The following is a 19,189-nucleotide window of genomic DNA, read 5'->3' as shown; positions in this document are numbered from 1 at the left end:
CTTTCCTCAAGTGCGTCATAGTCACCGCCACCACCGCCACCGCCTTCGATAACGATGTTGCCACTTCCGAGGATGTTCCTGCCATTGATGGTTTTGATATTCGTGCCACTTACAAGTGTGTCCTGTTTCGTGTTTAAACGGGAATTTATTCCAGAGATTTCCGTCTGGTAATCTTCCGGGATCGTGTCGATCATAGCCTGGACTGCTGCCACGCCTTCTTCCTTCTTCGCTGTGATCGCGTTCACGCCTTCGGACGTTTTAGCGGTCAGAGCATTTACGCTTTCCGTCTTCTTTGCTTCGATCTCAGCCTTTGCTGCAGCCTTTTCGGTTGCTACTGTCTGTGAGAAAGATGCTGCCGTGCTTGCCACAGTTCTTGCGTCCTGGCTTGCCTGGTGTGCGCTCGCTGCTGCCTCGTTTGCTTTTGTGCTTGCGGTTGAAGCGTAATTGCTAGCGTCGACTGCCTTTGCGTTTGCGCTGGTAGCTGCAGCTTCCGCTCTTGTTGCAGCGGCTTCTGCCTTGCCTGCATTTGTAGATGCGTTGCGCTCAGAGGTTCCGGCGTTCGTCTCGCTTGCCTTTGCAGCGTCCTGTGACGCTTTTGCGGCCAATTCTGACAGCTTAGCAGCGGCAGACGACACATTGGCGTTTGCTGCAGATTCGGACGCGATATGGGCCTTCTGCGATGCCGTGGTGGCGCTTGCTGCAGCTTCCTCCGCGATCTCGTTCACTTCGTCTCGTGTCGCATAAATAGACTCGGCGCCTTCGATGTATTTTGCGTACAGCTCCTGCAGATGTGTTGCCCATCTTTCCAGGGACGGATCAACAACCTCCTGGCCTTCTACAAGGCTGTGTTTGATAACAACGTCAAACATCTTGCTATGGCGAACCGGGGTTACTCCATCCGGCCCCATTTCAACAAGCTGTCCCTTAAAGGTACCGTCGTGGTCTGTCATTGGTCTCGTGATCGTCCACTCCATTTCGGACAGCGGAATAAGCCAGCTTGCGGCGGTTGTCTCCAAACTAAAATAAACGACGTTCTCCGGCGCCAACGGTTTATAGCCAGCAAAGCGAAGGATGGTCGCTTCGTGGTCGTACTGGTACATTTCCAGCGATCTGGTCACGCCCACGTTATAAATTAATGTCTTTTTATCCATGATTGCTCCCTCGTGTATTAGGTGCGTTTTCGGGTTTCTCTTGTTAGAATATGCGAATATACAGGACTTTTTACGCCAATAAAAAAGGCACCCTCACGGATGCCTCATAATTCTTTCGATTGCACTTTTGAGCGCTTCATCTAGCCGCTCGCAATATTTGTTCGCTATACACGACTCGCATGTAAGTTTTATCGGGTTCGTGCAGGCCTCAGCTATTTCCTTTTTCGTCTCTTCATCCATAATCACTCCAAAAAATAAAGGGCATCTTCTTCGGATGCCCTTCGGTCGGTCTTCATATCTCAACACGCTTGCGCAGATTGCACGGATTCGTTATGGGTCACATCATAGTAAGCCTCGCGTCCGGGACATTCATTTTTTAGATTTCACAAGCTTGTGTTAATACTGTAGCACATTGTTTTATGGATTGCACTCTTAACTTTTCCGACTTTTAATCGAGAATAATATTCCGATTTTACAGAATATCTATCACATCTTCCAGCACCTGGATTCCTCGTAGCGTTCTTCTGAGCACCGGGATATCCATCTGTGTACCATCGTTGAGAGTAATATGCAGGATATCTCCTGCCTCCATCTGTGGAGCTCCCACCATCGTGATATTGCATGGAACATATTTGTATGTGGATAACTTCGCTGCTATCTGATCAGTGAATGCCTGCACCTGGGCTGCCGTGAGGTACCCGTTATTCATGAGATAATTACTGTTGATGATATATGGATTATTGTCTCTTCCAACATCGATTTCTTTTACATATTCATCCGTAGTAGATCCAACTGTATAGGCAGCGTGTACAGATGTGTAGATGGCCTGCTCCTCATCGTATTCTATATCTGAGATCTTGCTTGCATCTACAGAGAATTCTCCACCCTGGCCGATCTCTTTAAACTGCAGCAGTCCAGTTGTCCTATCAAACATACCGAAGTTAGCACTTAATTCCGAATAGCTGCGTGTTAAATCGTATACGTTAAAATCATCCGGGAGCTCCGTTCTATAATCGGTTGAAGAATACTTTTTTCTAGGTATCGAGATAAGAATATTATCCGCAGCACTATAGTTCGTTGTATCCACCTCGTAGAGATCTATGCCTCCGAGATCTACCGTAACACGCTCTAGGAAATCACCGTGCTTATAAATGCTTACAGAAACCCTATTCGCTACATATAAAGCAGTGTATCCGCTGTATGATGTGGCTGTAGAGTGTACTCCTCTTGTATGCTGATAGATATATCCTTCTTTTTCGATTGCCGGATGTGCATGGTATTCGTTATAGGCATTCGTAGAAGATCCTTTTCTTCTGTAGATAAGCTCTGTGCAAGCAGGAATAGTAAACTGCTCGAACCAGGATTCTATATCATTCTTATCGATGCTGCCACGGCCTGCAATTGCCTCATTTATGGCATCCAATTTCTCCGAAAGGCTTTTCTCGCTTCTGTATGCGTAAAGCTTCGCAGAATCCAGCCACGGAATGTCAGATGGCTTAAAAGTTGAGCCGGTTGTAGTGCCACCCGGATTCTTAAAGAAGAAAATATAATTCGAGAGCGGTGCAATAGAGATAGAATAAACAGAGTTTGGCAGCTTTATCTGCCCGGATACATATGTAGGCAAAGGGCTTGTTACTGGGTACGTGTTTACCTTCGGAAGAAGCGTATCATGCGGATCTATCCTTCTACTGAACATGGATACAATCCATTTTCGTAACTGGCTTTCAAATGGCGAATCAGAATATACCGGCACCATCCTTCGAGCTCCTTCGAAAGAATAGATATAATTCTTCCTTCCATTTATTGCCGGGATAGTTGGATCTACCACATTTGCATAGCTATAAGCTACTACTTTTCGTGTGATCAGATCTTTCTGCCTACGGCACTCATCCACGGTAAACACTCCCAGAGGAATAGGATAATAAGATCCGTTATTTTCTACCTCGATATATGCTTCAATCGTTGCCCCTCGAAAGTTTGGAAGATCGGCACAATAAAAAGAAAGCACGGAAGATTCTGCAAGGCCCAGCTGCAGTGTTTTTGCGGAGCACACGGATTCCGTAAACTCCAAAGAATCAGCCAGGATGTGATCATTTGTAATATCCGGGAGCTCGCCATTAGGAAAATGAATGCGGAGGTTCTTTTTTACGCCGTCCGTCTTTAAAAGCTCACTAATATTGTTCGGAATGTTCAGCACTGCTACGCCTCCATAATTTCCAGCTCGATCTTGACAAGGGTTTCGCCATGATCAAGCACGCGGTTTGTCTCTGATTTGATCGAATAGAACGCGCCAATCTCGGACTCCTGGTTCGTATTGTTTACTTTTACTGTCGCGGTTAAAACTCCGCTTGCATCCGTGTTATCTTCAAGAACACGAAGGAACGAATCGTAGTCCGCTCCTCCGTTGCTTACAAACCAAAGGGCCATTGTTCCTTTGATTCGATCTCTTAAATAAACGCGATGCTCTCTGTAGTTTCCATCCTGCCAGGACTTGTATTCCTTCGTAGAATTGACGGAATACTTGTCCGGCTCGATATTATTAGAATAATCTGTGGTGCCTACTTTGAAATACATCGAAATTCCTCCATTATGCAAACGCGTTCTGGCCTGTGGACTTTTTGAACACGTCGTTCTGCTGTCGAATAACCTTAAACAGGCGTGCTGCGTCGCCTTCCAGTGTGATTGTAATATTGTTGTTGAGGGTTGTGTCTACGTTGCCTCCGTTTCCAGAAGGTTTGATCGGAACAGTTGGCGAAACATCAAACGCTGTCGGGATTTCGTTCTGAATATCAGAAAGCACTCCTGGGATTTCATCTTTGAATCCTTCTCCAACGCCGAGGGCCAGGAATTTTCCGACCTGATCGCGCATAACCCTGGACGGAGAATGGATTCCGAACAGGCCCTTAATAAAGTCCACAACGTTTCCGACCCATTCCTTAATCTTCGTTTTAAGCCAGCCAGCTGCACCGCTGATTCCCTGCCAAATACCCTCGACGATTCTCTTTCCGATATCCTTAAAAGATGCCAAAAGCTCAATAAACTTGTTTTTGACCATCGTGATAATAGTCGGAACCTTTGATATCAAAAGCGGAACGTAGGTTATAAGCGCGTTCCCAAGCGTGCTTAATAGTGTCATTCCTGCTTCCTTGAGCTGTGGGGCCGCGTTCTTCAGCGATGTGACGAGTGCTGTAATAATCTCAGGCACCCTGGCGACAAGCTCTGGCAAAGCATCAATTATTCCAAGCACAAGTTTAATCAGAAGATCTGTTCCAAGCTGTATGATCTGCGGAAGATTGTCGATAATAATGTCGATAAACATCGAAATAAGCTGTGCGCCTGTATCAATAAGCGCAGGTGCCGCTTGTGAGATGTTATCAACAAGGCCTTCGATTCCTTCTCTGATCATTTCTACGCCGCCACTGTCACCGCTAAAAATGGCACTTAGACCGTCCATAACCTGGGTTATTCCTGGGAGCATATCGCTTAACAAGCCGTTTTTCATGCCAGTGAAGGCCGTCTGAAGGTTTGTTAATGCGTCCTCGTAAGCTGCAGCATCTTTTACCGCATCCTTTGACATAACGCCGCCCAGATCATGGACCTGTTTTCTCATTGCTTCGGTTTCTTCCGCGCTGGTATTAAATAACGCTGCCATTTCCGTTGCAGATCTTCCAAGAAGATCTGTCGCCGCGCTTGTACGCTCAGCTCCTTCGCCCATGTTCTGAAGGCTTGAGACGATCTTGCTAAGCTGCTCTTCTTGCGTTAATCCGTTTAATTCTTCAACCGAAAGGCCGACAGCTTCCAGCTTCTTTGCTGCTGTATCGCTTCCACTTGCCGCATCTGTGATAACGCCAGACAAGGTTTTCATTCCTGCCTGGAGTCCATCTACAGAAGCACCGCAATGCTCCATGATAAAGCTCCACTCCTGGTAAGCGTCTGTTGATATTCCGATCTTCTGCGACATCTTGTCGATTTTGTCGCCGTAAGAAGCGGTTGATCCGGCCAGGGAAGTAATTGTTCCAACTGTAGCCGCTCCTGCTGCCGTAAGTGTAGCAACCGCAGCTGCGCCTGTCTTAAAAGCGCTGCCAAGTTTACTTCCAAATGAAGAAGATTCATTCGCCGCTTCTTTTAGATCGTTTTCATATCCTGATTTATCAAGCGTGAGCTTTGCTACTAAATCAAATACGTCCATCGTCTTTTCCTTTAAGTCCTAATTTGCTGATAATGTCCAGGACTATATCGTCCCCACTTCGCGTGTCGTGCGGCTTGCTTCCGTTTATGATTTCATTCAGTCGCATTGTCGGCCGCTTGTTTTCCGCTGAATAGAAAAGACAGTCAGCAATATAAAAGCGGTATGCCATCTCACGCTGTTCATCCTCATAACGTGCTAAGACATACCGCAAGAATGGTTTTATTTTTCGAGTGCCTCTGTAATCTCCATAGCAGAGCCAGAAGTTACGCTTGGCTCCGTCTGACCCTGCATAGAAAAAAACTTGATTAACTCCTTATCGTTTGCCAGCTCCAGGAGCTTGATCGGAAGCGAGAAGAATGAACACTCGTATTCTTCCACCGGAACTCCCTCCATCGTGGCCATGATCTGAAGGACAGATTTTTTATGGTTTTTAATAGCCCTCTGAACCGCGTTGATCGGGTTCTTTCCGTTTCTAACCATATCCACTAAAACCTTGTCCGTCATAATCTCGGACGCTGGTTCCAGGATATCTGCCAGCAAATCAAGTGCGTCTTCGCCTTTGTATTCAGATAACTTCATACTGCACCTCTCTCATTTTATTTGTCGATTACATATACCTCGAACGGCACTTTTGTCTGTGCTGCCATACTGTAATGGCCAGTAAACTCAAAAGCAAAGTTTCCTTTTGCCTTGTCTCCTGACTGCATCTGGAAGCCACCTGTTGAAAGTGCGTTAAGGACGTGAATAGCGAGGCCGCCTCCTTCGCCGTAATCTCCAACCCACCAGATATCTTCGAAGTTTGTATCTGCCACATCTGCAGCAGGAAGGACCTTTGTATTATCAGAGCTGTCTACAGCGCCTGCTCCCATAAGCTTTGCTATAAGGTCCGTTGTAACAGATACAAATGTGCCGGAAAGGGTTACTTCCCATGTGTCGAGCTTCTTGAGCTCTTTCATATTTTTCGGGCAGTTGTCGATATCCTCACCGAAGTCTGTGTATGTCGGTGTTGCTGTAAAATTAACTCCGCCAGTTGTGGCGCCGATAATATTTCCGATCACACCTGAGGACGGTGTAAAGCTGTCAAGAAGAACGCCTGCGTTCAGCTGAAGGTTCTTAAAGGCATCTGCCGGAATCTGTGTGTATTTCATTTTTCTTACCTCAGTTTGTTAAGTATTCAAGTGTTACATTCAAGTAGCGTCGTTTCAGTCCAATATCATCCGGATCTGTTACCGACTGACACCACGGAGAGCCCTTCTTTATCCAGATCAGGCCATCGTCGCATGGAATCGTAACGCCTCCCAGCCCAAGTACTTTCCCGATCTGATCCGCTTTTCTGTTTGGCTCCGCTTCGCTTTCGGTGTGGTACCAAAGGTTCACTGTTGAGCTAACAGGGCCGCCTAAAAAGTCAGTCGTGATTACCTCGTAGGTAATCCAGGGATAAATCGTATCCTTCGGGACTGCGTTTGCCGGGTAAGCAGGGATGCCAAAACCGCTGAAAAACGCCTGTAATGCGGCTGTCTTTGTCATGTTGGCAGGCTCGCTTTCTGCATCTGTACCTTTGCCTTATTAAGCGTGGAAGATGCTGGTGTATAATCATCGCTCGCCGCAGAAGTAATGCGGAAAACCTGACCGTCTGATTTGCGTTTGATGTAATCATACGGAAGAAGGGCCAGGTCCCTTGGCACATACAGAGAAAACGTCGATGCCGTGTTCTCCTGTTCTGCCTGCTGAGCTAATATAGTTGTGTCGTGCATTAAAGCGCCCTGGAAGGTCGCGCCATCGAACCAGGAGGTAGCGAAACCGCCTTCTCCATCCGGCGTTCTTTCTTTCTCCATAACACAAAAGTCGGTGCAAAACTCATCGAGTAAACTCATCAGATTTTCCTCCATACGTTCAGCTTGCTTTTAAAGGCATCCGACCATGTTACCGGGGCTCCTTTTTCGTTTGTGGCTCTTGTGTAGCTATAGTCGCCAAAGCTCTCGCTCTGAAACGCGCCTGCTGCACCGTTCTTCTCGTCCCACTTTTCGATCTCTTCCACAAGGTCAATAAACGCACGCGGAATAGCCAGAAGTGTGACCTGGCCACGAAATGTTTCGTCAATCAGGTCCGTTGCCGGGTGCTGATGTACTCCGTCGTTCAATACGGAACCTTCGATTAGATAGAACTGGCCATCTAAACATGACGGAAGGCTGATCACGCCTTCCTCGATCTTGAATTCCCCACTCATCATTCCACCCGGAACCGGGAAGAAATTCCGAATGTGCTTCATTACCTGGTAAAGCATGTCAGCCTCCTTGTTTTATTCTTCTGTTTTCTTTTTAGCGGTTCTTTTCTTCGGCGCTTCTTCTACCACCTCTGTGAGGTCGCTACGCTTGCGGAAAGCAGCAATAACGGCCTCACTATTTGTGATGTATTTTACGCCTTCAACGGTCGTAAATACTGCCATAATTAAGCCCAGAAGATAAGGTCGTCAGCGACTGCCTTTGTGCCGTAGCTGTAGAAGATCTCAGTAGCCACTGCGTTGGAAAGCGGGATCTGAGCACCAGAGATCTTGTTCATAAGAACAGGCTGTGCTACAGCGCCCTCAGCAAGTGCGATACATGTTGTTACGCCTGCCGGAAGGTATACAGAAGAGTAAACCTTAACGCCGTGGTAAGCGGAGATGCCTTCGCCTGCAGCGTCTGTGATTGTATCGAGGTATGTTCTGAGCTTTCCGAAGAATGCCGGAGTACATACGAGTGCGATCATGTCACGATCAACGCCATCAACGAATGTATTTGAAACTGTCTCAACGGACTGGATCATCTTCTCTGCGATTTCAGCCGGATCTGTCGGAAGGGAAGTAACCTGTGTGCCTGCTGTCTTTGCCTCTGCCCAGAAAGCACGCTCGAGCTCTCTTGTCATGGACTTCTCGTCAAGGTCTGCCTGCTTTGCAAGGAAAGCATCGATGCCGTAAAGGGAAACGTCCTTCTGCTCGATTTCTGTAATAAGCTCCTTATCCTGGTTGATAGAAATAACAACCGGAGTAGCTTTTGCCTTCTGACCAGCGCCGCCTGTACGTGCTGTTCCGTAAGCGTTAGATGTTCTGTTCTCGAAGCGCTTTGCTTCTACTGTACCGGAAGACGGTGTGCCGGAAAGAGCGGTGTTCTTAACCTTGTTAGAGATGCCGTTCTTCTGAATGTTTGCGATAACCTTTCCGTAAAGTTCTGCAAGGTAATCGTTGCCACCGCCTGATGCTAATACTGCTAAAGACTGAATTCTTGCCATTTTAAATTCTCCTCATTAGAAAATTGTCGGGATGCCTGGCGACTTTGCTCCACCACCATTTGAACCATCCGGTGGGGTTTCGGTACCTGCTCCCTGTGTTTCATCTGTTGAAATGAAGTCGGCCCAGTCCTCTTTGATTGCCTTTGTAAGCTCTTCCTTGCCTGTCAGTTCGCCTTTATCGTCAACCTTGATAGAATCAAAGTCCGTCGCTTTCAAAACTGTTTTAAGGTACTTTTCGCTTACGCCTGCCTCTGTGCAAAGTTTACTGTAAGCTTCCTTCGCTGCAGCCTTCTGAGCTTTTGCTGTCTCAGCTGCTTTGTAATCTTCGAAATCCTGGTGTTCTTTTTCGAATTTCGTTTTCCAGTCGCCGCCTTCGCTTTTCAGATCGTCCAGTTCCTTCTGTACGCCCGGGAGCTTTTCGGCGTCTGCCTTGTACTTTGTGATGTCCTCTTTAAGGCCGTTTACGGTCTCGACGTGTGCATCAATGATTGCGCTTACCTGTTCCTCGGTAAGTCCCATGCCTTTTAAGTACGATCTTGATAATGCCATTTCTTTTCCTTTCCTTCGGGGACTATTCCTTGTCCTTAAAATAGCTTTAAACCGATGTGCTTCTCGGTTCATCGTCTTTTATCGTAAGCGAGAAATCTGGCCATTTTACGCCAAAAAAAGAGGAGCGCTTATGCGTTCCTCATTGCGGCTTCTAAAATCGCCGTGTATTCTTGTGCATGATCAGCAGCGGCAGGCTTCAAATATGGCCTTGGTGGCATACCGTTTGTGCGGTGCCAGTTGCCTTTTGCGTCCTGGTAGCTCCAGGAGTCTTTTCTTCCTCCAGGGACGTATTTTCCCGTTCCCATCTCAACATATGCGGCGTACTCAATGTTCGTGCCGATGTATACGTCGTTGTCCTTTACGGTAAAAGTGATGGACTTTCGAAGATCTCCAGAGTCAACCGCCTTCTGCTGCGTCAGATTTAATTTTGCGTATCCCTCAGCGACCATGCCACACTGTGTCAGGCCTCTTTGCATGGCCCTTTTCAGCGCTTCCAGCACTTCTTCGCTGTTATCATTTACGTTAATTTCAAGTCCCATTCTTTTTCACTCTCATGAAATCATCATTCCGACGATCTCTAATAGCATCCAGTTGTTTTTTGTGAACTCCTGGTCCTCTTTTTCCGACAATGTGGCCCTGTACTGTTTTAACTCATTATGCACGCCAATCCACTCCTCTTCGGTGTGTTTTCCGTGCTTTATAAAATATTTGATTTCTTCCAGTGTCATGGATTATCTACAACCCTCTCTAGCTGTTCAAGCGCGTCCATATAATCTCCTACGGTTCCACCATTCGTCATTATACCATTCACAACTTCAATTAGCCAGTCTTCTCTTTTTGGTACTTCCACGTCAAAAAAGTCTTTCGCGAAATCCATGTTTGAACCATAGCCGCTCAGATTATTGATTTTTTCAAGTGCATGAACCTTGTCGTCATAGTCTGACTTAATTGGCTTGATTCCGTTAGCTTTACTAATTTCTCTTGCAAGATACTGAACGGCCGCTTCCTCTGTTTTCCAGTGTTCCCTGTATGTTTTTTTATCGTAATAACTTATAGATCTGGAATGTAACAGCTCGTGCATAATGATTTGCAGGGATGTTTTTTCTAGTGTTTGAATATCACAGCTCCAAAGTTTTCCAAACTCTACATTTGGGTCGTCTGTGACGATCTTACCGCTCCACTTGCTGGCGCGTGTTGTATAACCGTCAAGGTTCTTATTGATCTCTCGGCCTGCTTCTTCTAGTTCCTCTACAGTAAAGTCGCTGAAGGTGGCCTTCATATTGTCTGGAGTTAGAATTTTCGGAACTGTATCGTCGTACATACTGCCGCTCAGATCGTCGTCAGCCCACCAGATATTCTTTTCTTTTTCCTTTTCTGCAAGCCATTCCTTGTATGTTTCGACGGTGTGGCCTGTCTTGTGGGCGTTCTCGTTTTCAAAGCCAGGAATAACAGCTCGCGTTGTACATCTGCAGTTGTAGATCTCAGCCGGATCGCCGTTCCAGTCTCCTGGATACATTAGGCCGTTCGGGAACTCCTCCCCAGGTGGCACGCGTACACCGTCGAGTTCTGCATGGCTCTCTCGTGTTCGGTCGTCGTCGGTTGCGATCCATTCCTTCCAAAGCTCGATGCCCATTTCCCCGGCCTGATCATATACGTTTTGGCGGCCTGCGTTCTGCGCTCCTGTCGTGGCCGTTCTCGCGTTTCTGATTGCGGCGTTGCGGTCCATGTTCGATACCTTCTGGAATCGGTCAGCCATGTGCTTTAAGCTGTCGCCCTGCAGTATTCCTGACAGAAGCTCTTGCTGTATCTTATCCATGTTCCAGGCTTCATCCTTCTGGGCGTTTACTTTTGACCGCGGCAGGATCTGTTTCGGGCCTTCAAGAAGGTGCTTTGCGGTCTGCTCGTTCACTAATGTAAACTGCACGCTATTTGATACGCTCTCGATTGTGTATGCCTCATACAGCTGGTTCACGCTATATATGCCTGGCGTCGTGTCGTTGATATACGCAGCTGCCATTTTGTTTGTCTCTGACAATTTGGCTGCCATCTGATCGCGCATAGCTTCCCAGCGTTTACCTCGTCCGATCTGGTTAATTCGCCACTGCTTGTAATATGCTTCGTCGATGTCGCCGTTTTCCAGCTTGTTAAGCATCTCAAGGTCGCGTTCCTGGAAGGAATCGAAGTATTCCGACGTGGTCAGCTTCAGCTCCTCCCAGGCTTTTCTATATTCAGCATCAATTTTCTTTTCGAGCTGCGCTAATCGCTTCTCGGTTTCTTTATCTGAATAGCTCGGCATTATTCTTCTTCATCGTCCTCGTTGTCATTGAACTGGTTGTAGGCCTGCTCTGCACGCTTTTTTACTTCTTCATCGGCCTCTTCCGGTGTAAGGAACGGCAGGTGTTTAATAACAGCTTCCTCGGAAAGGTATGTCCCAGCGCTCAGAATCATATTCGTCTGCTCTGCCTGGTTTACGACCCTGTTCCACACGAAGGTCGGAACGTCGTCGATTCCTGCGAGCTCCAGGATGTTCTCAACGAACTCGATCAGGTAGTATTCAAAGTCCGCGCACTTGTTGTCCTGCGCCTGGTATGCTGCCTGGATTTCCTGCGTCGTTTTAGCTGCAGCAGAAAGTGTGTTTACATCGAGCGCCTGGAAGTCCTCGTAAATATCCTTTCGAAGCAGCTCCAGCATAAGGCGGCGTGCTTCCGTCGGTACCTCCTGTGTGTGGCTTGTTACCTGGTCTGCATCTTCGACCGTAGCCGCACGAACAGTTTTCATTCTCTGGATGAACTGGGCCAGATCTGTATCTTCCATGCCGCCGGAGTTCTGTAATATCCAGTAGAATCCGCTCATGTCGTCGATATCGTTTGCCAGGCCTGACTTAACGAAGTCATAACAGTCAACGCTCTCGCGAATACCAATCAGCTCGGAATCGTGTGTATCGTTGACGTAAAGTGGAACGATCGGAAGCGCTCCGTAGTTTTCCTCGGTTACTTCTTCAACGCCACCTGCAGGTGTTCGTTTTGTCGTTGTGATATAACCGTGCTTTTCTTGCACAAGCTCCATCTCGTCTTCGATAAATCTGTATTCGGTAATTCCGTCTGCCTCATAAAGCGTATATCTCTCAATGATCTTATCCCCGACAGCCTTCGACCAGAATCGTATTCCTGCCTCTAGCTGCGCCGTTGTCTCAGAATAAAGTGGGCAGAAGCCAGGCTGTGATTCGTGGTCTGCGTAGCCGAATACTTCCAAGTGGTCGAAATTCCAAAAGCCAAAAGCCCGTCCACTAGCCATCGCTCTTTTTGCAGCCATCTGCAGTTTGAAGTCGAAGTCCTTTCCGAGCTTTTCTTTGTTTTTAATATTCTGCAGCGTCACTCCGTTCCCGAGTACATACTGAACCTGCTGTGTGACAAGGCGCCGGAAGAATAGCGTTTTGAGCTTGTAATTGCTGGAATAAATATCTGCGATCTGGTTTCCGCTGACCGTGTAAAGATATTTCTGATACTTTTCGATTGTTGTGTTGTGCTTGTTGTAGTAAGAATCGCCTGCTTTTGCTGCCTGGTAATCTGCAGATTCTTTAAATGCTTTTACTGCGTCCCGGCAAAATTTACCTCGCGCCTGATCGCTCTCGCCTACTTCAAGAAGGTTCTGGAATGTGTACATGTTTTATTTTCTCCTGTTTATAAAAAAATGTTCGCAGTCCGAGCAGGCGGTTCCTTTGGCAGCTCGTCCTTTTTAACAAGTTTCATCGTTCTTACAAAATATCGCACCGCGTCCATACAATGGTCGAATAGCTTAATCGGCTTATCCTCGCCTCGATCTGCAGCTTTTTCGTCCCACAAATACTGGCCGAATTCTTCGATCGTATGTCTGCAGCATTTCATGATATATAGGCGATTGGAAACCAGCATGGAAGCCACGTCTGCAATGCCATCGTTTACGTCGTTGTCCGCTTTCCTGATCTTGTAACCGTTCTTGCGAAGCTCTACGATCAGTGCGGCCGCGGATGGGTCGACGATTATTCGCTCAGGTTTAATTCCGCTGAGCATACCCTTTAGCCCTTCGACCAGCTCGGCGACTGTTTTCTGCCTGCTTTCCTCTCGGCCTGAGTAGTAATACTCCCGGACGCATACCCAGGAGTTTTTATCTTTTACTTTTCGCCAAAGGAGGAAGGTTGTCGCGTTCTGAATACCGTAGTCGGAAGAAACGTAATAGGCGCCTTCTGTCTCCGGCTCTTTATCCAGCACGTGTACCTTTCGGTCGAACATATCGTAGATCAGGCCTTCTGCAGCTACCCAAAGCCCCAGGATATAACGCTGGTAAAAGACGCCAGTGTACATTCCCATGTATCGCTTTACGATATCGGCCGACAGCGTGAGATTGTCCTCCATCGTGAAGTGAAGGTATACCAGGCCTCGGTCCTTGCATCGTCCAATCCAGTTCTTTCTGAACCAGTGCATCGGGCCTGCCGGGTTACAGTTGAACCAGTACTTTGACCCTTTAACAGAGCAACGTGCTGTCGCCTGGTTGACGAACGATTCCGGCATAAGAGCAACCTCGTCAAAAAAGGCGCCTGCAAGGGTAATACCCTGGATCAGGTCCTGCGAGCTTTCGTCCTTGCCGCCGAACATATAGAACATATTGCTGACGCTTCCCTTTGACACGATCAGCAGGTTCTCGGAGTACCGCTCCTTTATTGAAAAGCCACGTGCCCGCAGCTGCCGCTTTAGAGTTACCAGCACGTTTCGTCTTACAGAACCGACCGTCTTTCCGCATATAGCAAAGTTCTGTTTGTCGTAGCACGTCATTGCCCACAGGACGAAAGAAAAGCCCATGCTTACGGTTTTTCCTGATCGAATAGCTCCGTCTGCAATAATGCCGTTAAAGTCGGCATATGGGCTATTTTCTCGCCACCAGGAAAGCAACATCATTTGCTTCTTCGACAGCTTGCCCCACTTAAATTCCGATGCCTTCATTACAGATCCTCCTGTGAGATCATGTAGGAATCGTCGCCGCTTGAGAATATCTCTTCCAGCTTCGAATCGAGAGCTTCGAGCAGACCGTCGTCCTCAATTTCCTCTACTTCGGCAAGGTCCGGCTTATCTCGCCATTTATCCGGGCGTCTGTTCTTCAGCCAAAATATCTGAGCGCTGACCTGCGGAGGAATGAAGATCTCCTCCTCCACATATTCAACGTGCTCTTCCACTATTTTTCCTTTGCCCTGCACCTGGCGTTCCGTCTTTACCTTGATCGGCTTTGTGATCTTCTTCGTATAGCCGAGTGCCGATTTCAGCAGGGCGTTTTCTACCTCGTAATTGACAACTTCGCGGCCTTTTTTAAGAGCGTCCGAAATGTCCGAGAACTTATCTTTCCACGCATAGAACGTGGAGCGTGTTATACCCATGTTGTGAACGATCTGTTCTTCCGTAAGACCGTCCCTGGCCCACCCTTCTAAAAGCAGCAGGCCGTCGGGCTCCAACCAGGGTCTAAATTTACCTTGTGCCATAAATTTTCCTCTCCGTGTCCTTCCATCGAGGCTTTTTGACTATTTATTCCTCTACAAGCTCAGCCTTCTGGCCAGTAAAGGTTTCCCATCTATCGATGATCGCATCCACATATCTCGGGTCAAACTCCATGCAATATGCGTTCCTACCGTTCTGCTCGCAGGCCATTATTGTGGTACCGCTGCCAGCAAAAAGGTCGAGGACCGCGTCGCCACCTTTCGTGTTATTTTTGATCTGGTAATCAAAAAGGCCGACCGGCTTCATTGTCGGGTGGATATCGTTTCGTGTCGGTTTGTTAAAGTTGATAACCGTTGTCTGCTTTCTATCGGATGCCCACAGGTGTCCGGCGCCTTCCTTCCATCCGTATAAGCACGGTTCGTGTTTCCACTGGTAATCCTGGCGGCCCATAACCATAGTGTTTTTATTCCAGATAATACACTGGCGAACTGGCCAACCGACGTCCTTGCAAGCGCCACGGAAGTTATATCCTTCTGAATCTGCGTGCCAGATATAGAAACAAGCTCCAGGCTTCATAACCGCGTCTGCTGCCGCAAATGCATCGATTAAAAACTGACGGAAGTTTCCATCTTCCATCTTGTCGTTTTCAATCTTCAAAGCGTCTGCCGTTTTGCCTGTATAGTCTACGTTGTAAGGCGGGTCGGTAAGAAGTAGGTCTACCTGGGTGCCGCCTACGAGCTTCTTTACATCGTCTTTTGATGTAGAATCGCCGCACATAAGTCTGTGTCGGCCGAGCTTATATACCTGGCCAAGCTTGCTCTTCGGTTCTTCCGGCGGTTCCTGGTCGTAATCGTCCTCCTGGGCTTCGGCTTCTTCGCCGTTCATATCTCCGAGATCAAATCCAAAGTCCACGCCTTCAAAATCCAGTCCTTCGAGCTCTTCCAGGAGCTTTTCCATATCCCAGTCTGCGAACTCGTTTGTCTTGTTATCGAGCAGACGATACTTCTTCTGCTCTTCCGAAAGTCCTGCAACGACCGCAATCTGCACGGTTTTGTTTTTGAGCTTTTTAAGTGCGCGAAGTATAGTGTGGCCAGCAAGGACAACCATGTCCTCGTCAACGATAATCGGCGCGATATATCCGCACTGTTTTATACTTTCAGCCACCTTGTCGACAGCTTTATCGTTCTGTCGTGGGTTGTTCGCGTAAGGGATAATCTCCTCAATTGCTACGTTCCTTAATTCCATGAAAAACACCTCCGATTTGTTTAAAGCCCCACAGCATAACCGTGAGGCTTTGAAAAGAAGAAATTATGAAAAGATGAAAAGCTAGAAAAAAAGTATTCTTGCTTGAATGGCGACGGATGAGTCGAACAACCGGAAGTGCAAAGGGGCAAAAGAAGCACTTCAACCTATTCGCCATGCTGCTTCCGCAGCGGAGGAATTATATGACCAAAAGATTGGGCATGTATTATATAAGCGCTGCCGGAGTTCAACCGGAGCCAGAAAATGAGTAAACTGGAGCTGCTTCTTACGCGCTGCAGCTTACAAACAAAGAAAGGAGGTGTCAGATATGATCTCAAAATATAAAGACCGTCTCGCACTGTTTAGAGTGTAAGACGGTCCATTGGCTTTTTTACGCCATTTTATTTTTCTGCAAATCCCGCTCGCCTGCCCACTTCGTTTACGAACTTATTCGTCCACCTCTGCAGGGTGCGTTCCGTAACGTGTAGCTCGGAAGCGGTACCGTGCAGGTTGTGTGTTTTATCAAAGTAAAGCATCTTGAAAGCCTTAACCCTGAGATCTCCGTAAGGCAAGAGCAGCGAATCTTCCAGCGTATCTTCTATGGCTTTTGTGTAGATCATAGCCTGGAAGGAGTCCTCTTTTTTAATTTCCTTGTACTGCTTGACCATTTTCAATGCAATCGGGAACCAGTAGTTTCGTGGTTTGCTCATTTTAAAAACCTCAATCCTTGTCGACCGTTTCAAGGTCCATGATGTCGTGGTAAACATACGTCAACGCAACGCTCGCTTCCATCTTCGGCGCGTCCTTGCCAAACAACTCTCCGCGCTTCTCGTTGATAATTTTGAGCACGTCTTCTTTTCTTACCAGGCCATTATTCATTTATCTTCCTCCATTTTTTCGATATAGTCTGCAGCAATTTCCATCAAATGCTCAACGCACCATGGATCAGCCTTTGCCGGGCATCTAGCACATCCAGTGCCGTTTATATCATCATCGGAACATAGCCGAAGTGCTGCTATTAGCTCTTCTTTTTTCATTCATCTTCCTCCTCTTCGTCTTCGAGCCATCCTTCCGGGTAGATCAGGTCTCCAAACCTGCCGCCGCACATAAAGCAATATCGGTTCGCGAATACCGCTCGGTGCGTGAGCGAATGATGGCAATGCGGGCAGCTGATCACATCGTATTTAGGGTGGAAAAGGTCCGGCGTGATATCCTTCGGAATCTGCAGCTTAATAACCTTAATTGCTCGTCCAAACAGTACTGTTCTCCGTATTGCGGCCTTTGCCTTTTGGTGCATCCAGCTGTGATTTGCAACATATTCTGAGATGTCTCGCTCGTTTTCGAGCATTTCTAAAACTTCCTGCATTTTTATTCCTCCATCCTACGGCACATTATGCAGATCATTTTTCACTCTGATCGCCAGGTCCGCATCATTCATCTCTCCGAATCCGCACGCGCTTACCGTATCGTGTAACAGGGCCAAACGCTTCGCATCCTGCTCAATGCTAATGCTCTTGATGTATTCGCAGATAAGTTTTGCATCATTAATCGTCCAATGTGCAATGCGTCCACCGCCAAACAGTCTCTTTCCGATTGCGTTTACTGTTGCCGGAGATATTCCGAGCTCGTAAGCGATCTCAGCATTTGTGTAAATCCATTCCCCTTTAGTGTTTATCATTTGTACCTCCTGTCTAGTCCTTCCCAGAACTCGTCGTCTTCCATTCGATCGTCTGCGGTACTTGCTACCACCACCAGGCAGTAGCAAATAACAAGCAGAAGCGCGATAAGTAATAATAAAAGTCCAATAATCATTTTCTTTTCCCTCTTTTATGCTTTCCGTGCACCCATTTGTATCTTTTCATTGAGCGGACCGCTTTCATAACAATATCGATGTCCGATACTTTTACGTTTACAGTTAATGCGTTCATTCTTCCACCTCATAGCATTTACTACATACATAAAATGCAAAAATACCGTTACATCCGTAGTATTTTCGTGATGTATACATTTCACCAAAGCGAACTGTTTCCCCACAGTTAGCGCAAGTGCAAGGCTCATCCATGTTATCTGTAAACGCAATGTATTTTCCTTTTGGAAGTTCTACCTCTTTTGTGTATTCTCTTTTTTTATTATCCCAAATTAAAGCTTTCATTCATCCACCTCCACTTTTACAAATCTGCTCTTGCTGCCACGCTTCCGTGCCAGACAAATCGTGCTCGAAATCGTCGATTCTTTTACTCCTGTAATTTCTGCCAGTTCCCTGACAGAATCTGTAACAACCAGCGGCAGCTCGTATTCGTCCTTGCTGACTTCCATATATAGGTTCATGGTTCCTCCATTTCTGCTTCCAGCATCTGTATTATTTCCCTGATCTCGGTTATTCTTCCGGCGTGGTAGCCTGCCGTTCTGGGATCGTCTGCAAAAAGCGTCAGCATTGCCTGTTCCATTTTCAGGCGCTTTTTCTGTTCTTCAATGGCGCTTGCTATATTCACTTTTATCTTTCCCTCCGGTTCCATAACCATCCTTCGGTAGATTCCACTCCGGGAATTTCTCGTCGTATCCGTTCTCTGCCAGGTCCAGCTTCGAAAAGCATACCGGGTATTTACCAGAAACGCTTCTTGCCAGTGCGAAATAGTCCTTTACTCCAAAAGCCCTCTTGATTGGGTATATTTTCTCAATCACGAACTTGATCGGCTTCTGCTTCTTTTCCAGGTCCGTGATCGTTTTCATGAAGATCACATCTCCTTCTTTTACCATCTAATTGTTCCTCCTTATTTTGTGAAATAATGGTGGCCGACATGGCATTCATGCTTTCCACACTGCGGCCAACCTGTCGAGCAAAAGAAAAGCACATCGCTGTTTGTCCTGTTTTCAATTTCCTCAAGAACAATGCGGCAAATGTCCTCATTTAGCTCCATCCTGTCCATACGTCCGTTCCAAGTGGACGTAAATTGTCCCTTTTGATAAACGACCTCTGATATAGTGTCAGGGAACCTGGGGCTGTCAACGCGATTTAAAACCGTGTCTATTACCAGCCTCCATCCAAGGTACGGATCGTCCAAGTTTTTATTTACTTCGCCTTCAGCCTCAGCGAGCGTGATCAGCGCCAGCACTTCCAGCTCGTCGAAGAAGGCTTCCTCTTCCAGTTCGTCAAGCGGCTCGTATACCGCAAGTGAAGCGTAGTCCGAGAACCACGCTACACTTACAGCAACCGCGATCAGAAGCAGCTTTGCTATTCGCTTCATTCGCTCTCCTTATTGGTTAATGATCATCTTTTCCAGGTTTGGATCGTATTTCCTCTCCGGGAAATTATGAAAGGCATTCTTTTT

28 protein-coding genes are annotated in these 19,189 nt (G+C 47.1%); all 28 read right to left on the bottom strand.

All coding sequences use genetic code 11. From position 1 onward, the window contains the following. Positions 1 to 1,151: hypothetical protein (locus tag MJZ26_12275; protein ID MCQ2106555.1), on the bottom strand; the 1,151-nt coding region annotated here is incomplete at its 3' end. A gap of 472 nt (positions 1,152 to 1,623) precedes the next feature. Further along, positions 1,624 to 3,348, bottom strand: coding sequence for a hypothetical protein (locus MJZ26_12270; protein MCQ2106554.1), 1,725 nt, complete (start codon positions 3,346 to 3,348; stop codon positions 1,624 to 1,626). 2 nt (positions 3,349 to 3,350) lie between these two features. Beyond that, positions 3,351 to 3,725 carry a hypothetical protein gene (locus MJZ26_12265; protein ID MCQ2106553.1) on the bottom strand — a complete coding sequence of 125 codons (375 nt, stop codon included), beginning with the start codon at positions 3,723 to 3,725 and terminating at the stop codon, positions 3,351 to 3,353. Between the two features lie 13 nt (positions 3,726 to 3,738). Then, the gene (locus tag MJZ26_12260) at positions 3,739 to 5,340 is read right to left on the bottom strand and encodes a hypothetical protein (GenBank protein ID MCQ2106552.1); all 1,602 of its coding nucleotides are present in this window, start codon (positions 5,338 to 5,340) and stop codon (positions 3,739 to 3,741) included. A gap of 219 nt (positions 5,341 to 5,559) precedes the next feature. After that, positions 5,560 to 5,919 carry a hypothetical protein gene (locus tag MJZ26_12255; GenBank protein MCQ2106551.1) on the bottom strand — a complete coding sequence of 120 codons (360 nt, stop codon included), beginning with the start codon at positions 5,917 to 5,919 and terminating at the stop codon, positions 5,560 to 5,562. Between the two features lie 17 nt (positions 5,920 to 5,936). Next, complete coding sequence (locus tag MJZ26_12250; protein ID MCQ2106550.1) at positions 5,937 to 6,488, bottom strand: hypothetical protein; 552 nt, start codon at positions 6,486 to 6,488, stop codon at positions 5,937 to 5,939. 10 nt (positions 6,489 to 6,498) lie between these two features. After that, positions 6,499 to 6,867: a hypothetical protein gene (locus MJZ26_12245; protein ID MCQ2106549.1), complete on the bottom strand. Its 369-nt coding sequence runs from the start codon at positions 6,865 to 6,867 to the stop codon at positions 6,499 to 6,501. Then, positions 6,864 to 7,214: a head-tail adaptor protein gene (locus MJZ26_12240; protein MCQ2106548.1), complete on the bottom strand. Its 351-nt coding sequence runs from the start codon at positions 7,212 to 7,214 to the stop codon at positions 6,864 to 6,866. Before MJZ26_12240 ends, MJZ26_12245 begins: the two co-directional genes overlap by 4 nt. Next, positions 7,214 to 7,624: a hypothetical protein gene (locus MJZ26_12235; GenBank protein MCQ2106547.1), complete on the bottom strand. Its 411-nt coding sequence runs from the start codon at positions 7,622 to 7,624 to the stop codon at positions 7,214 to 7,216. Before MJZ26_12235 ends, MJZ26_12240 begins: the two co-directional genes overlap by 1 nt. 15 nt (positions 7,625 to 7,639) lie before the next feature. After that, complete coding sequence (locus MJZ26_12230; GenBank protein MCQ2106546.1) at positions 7,640 to 7,786, bottom strand: hypothetical protein; 147 nt, start codon at positions 7,784 to 7,786, stop codon at positions 7,640 to 7,642. 2 nt (positions 7,787 to 7,788) lie between these two features. Further along, the gene (locus MJZ26_12225; GenBank protein ID MCQ2106545.1) at positions 7,789 to 8,607 is read right to left on the bottom strand and encodes a hypothetical protein; all 819 of its coding nucleotides are present in this window, start codon (positions 8,605 to 8,607) and stop codon (positions 7,789 to 7,791) included. 15 nt (positions 8,608 to 8,622) lie between these two features. Beyond that, on the bottom strand, positions 8,623 to 9,156 hold the full coding sequence (locus tag MJZ26_12220) for a hypothetical protein (GenBank protein ID MCQ2106544.1): 534 nt from the start codon (positions 9,154 to 9,156) through the stop codon (positions 8,623 to 8,625). Between the two features lie 128 nt (positions 9,157 to 9,284). After that, positions 9,285 to 9,695 (bottom strand): HK97 gp10 family phage protein, encoded by a 411-nt coding sequence (locus tag MJZ26_12215; protein MCQ2106543.1) that lies wholly within the window; start codon positions 9,693 to 9,695, stop codon positions 9,285 to 9,287. Positions 9,696 to 9,707: 12 nt separating this feature from the next. Continuing rightward, a complete protein-coding gene (locus MJZ26_12210) occupies positions 9,708 to 9,884 on the bottom strand; it encodes a hypothetical protein (GenBank protein ID MCQ2106542.1) in 177 nt (58 codons plus the stop codon). Beyond that, positions 9,881 to 11,452, bottom strand: a complete 1,572-nt coding sequence (locus MJZ26_12205) for a phage head morphogenesis protein (GenBank protein ID MCQ2106541.1) — start codon at positions 11,450 to 11,452, stop codon at positions 9,881 to 9,883. The genes MJZ26_12210 and MJZ26_12205 overlap by 4 nt, the downstream gene beginning before the upstream one ends. Continuing rightward, positions 11,452 to 12,819 carry a phage portal protein gene (locus tag MJZ26_12200; GenBank protein ID MCQ2106540.1) on the bottom strand — a complete coding sequence of 456 codons (1,368 nt, stop codon included), beginning with the start codon at positions 12,817 to 12,819 and terminating at the stop codon, positions 11,452 to 11,454. Before MJZ26_12200 ends, MJZ26_12205 begins: the two co-directional genes overlap by 1 nt. 17 nt (positions 12,820 to 12,836) lie before the next feature. Then, positions 12,837 to 14,132, bottom strand: a complete 1,296-nt coding sequence (locus MJZ26_12195; protein ID MCQ2106539.1) for a PBSX family phage terminase large subunit — start codon at positions 14,130 to 14,132, stop codon at positions 12,837 to 12,839. Then, entirely contained in the window at positions 14,132 to 14,662 is a 531-nt protein-coding gene (locus MJZ26_12190; protein ID MCQ2106538.1) for a hypothetical protein, read from the bottom strand. The genes MJZ26_12195 and MJZ26_12190 overlap by 1 nt, the downstream gene beginning before the upstream one ends. Before the next feature lie 43 nt (positions 14,663 to 14,705). Then, the gene (locus MJZ26_12185; protein ID MCQ2106537.1) at positions 14,706 to 15,863 is read right to left on the bottom strand and encodes a DNA modification methylase; all 1,158 of its coding nucleotides are present in this window, start codon (positions 15,861 to 15,863) and stop codon (positions 14,706 to 14,708) included. Between the two features lie 398 nt (positions 15,864 to 16,261). After that, complete coding sequence (locus MJZ26_12180) at positions 16,262 to 16,570, bottom strand: hypothetical protein (protein MCQ2106536.1); 309 nt, start codon at positions 16,568 to 16,570, stop codon at positions 16,262 to 16,264. A gap of 10 nt (positions 16,571 to 16,580) precedes the next feature. After that, complete coding sequence (locus MJZ26_12175) at positions 16,581 to 16,739, bottom strand: hypothetical protein (protein MCQ2106535.1); 159 nt, start codon at positions 16,737 to 16,739, stop codon at positions 16,581 to 16,583. Continuing rightward, entirely contained in the window at positions 16,736 to 16,897 is a 162-nt protein-coding gene (locus MJZ26_12170) for a hypothetical protein (protein MCQ2106534.1), read from the bottom strand. The genes MJZ26_12175 and MJZ26_12170 overlap by 4 nt, the downstream gene beginning before the upstream one ends. Continuing rightward, on the bottom strand, positions 16,894 to 17,226 hold the full coding sequence (locus MJZ26_12165; GenBank protein ID MCQ2106533.1) for a hypothetical protein: 333 nt from the start codon (positions 17,224 to 17,226) through the stop codon (positions 16,894 to 16,896). The genes MJZ26_12170 and MJZ26_12165 overlap by 4 nt, the downstream gene beginning before the upstream one ends. 15 nt (positions 17,227 to 17,241) lie before the next feature. Further along, positions 17,242 to 17,538 (bottom strand): hypothetical protein, encoded by a 297-nt coding sequence (locus MJZ26_12160; protein ID MCQ2106532.1) that lies wholly within the window; start codon positions 17,536 to 17,538, stop codon positions 17,242 to 17,244. Between the two features lie 246 nt (positions 17,539 to 17,784). Continuing rightward, positions 17,785 to 18,012, bottom strand: coding sequence for a hypothetical protein (locus MJZ26_12155; GenBank protein ID MCQ2106531.1), 228 nt, complete (start codon positions 18,010 to 18,012; stop codon positions 17,785 to 17,787). Beyond that, complete coding sequence (locus tag MJZ26_12150; protein ID MCQ2106530.1) at positions 18,009 to 18,188, bottom strand: hypothetical protein; 180 nt, start codon at positions 18,186 to 18,188, stop codon at positions 18,009 to 18,011. Before MJZ26_12150 ends, MJZ26_12155 begins: the two co-directional genes overlap by 4 nt. A gap of 141 nt (positions 18,189 to 18,329) precedes the next feature. After that, positions 18,330 to 18,617 (bottom strand): hypothetical protein, encoded by a 288-nt coding sequence (locus MJZ26_12145; protein MCQ2106529.1) that lies wholly within the window; start codon positions 18,615 to 18,617, stop codon positions 18,330 to 18,332. Between the two features lie 14 nt (positions 18,618 to 18,631). Continuing rightward, positions 18,632 to 19,105 (bottom strand): cell wall hydrolase, encoded by a 474-nt coding sequence (locus MJZ26_12140; protein ID MCQ2106528.1) that lies wholly within the window; start codon positions 19,103 to 19,105, stop codon positions 18,632 to 18,634. Positions 19,106 to 19,189 lie beyond the last annotated feature (84 nt).

The organism is Fibrobacter sp. (assembly GCA_024398965.1).
GTDB lineage: Bacteria > Fibrobacterota > Fibrobacteria > Fibrobacterales > Fibrobacteraceae > Fibrobacter.
This window is presented reverse-complemented; position numbering and strand designations above follow the sequence as displayed.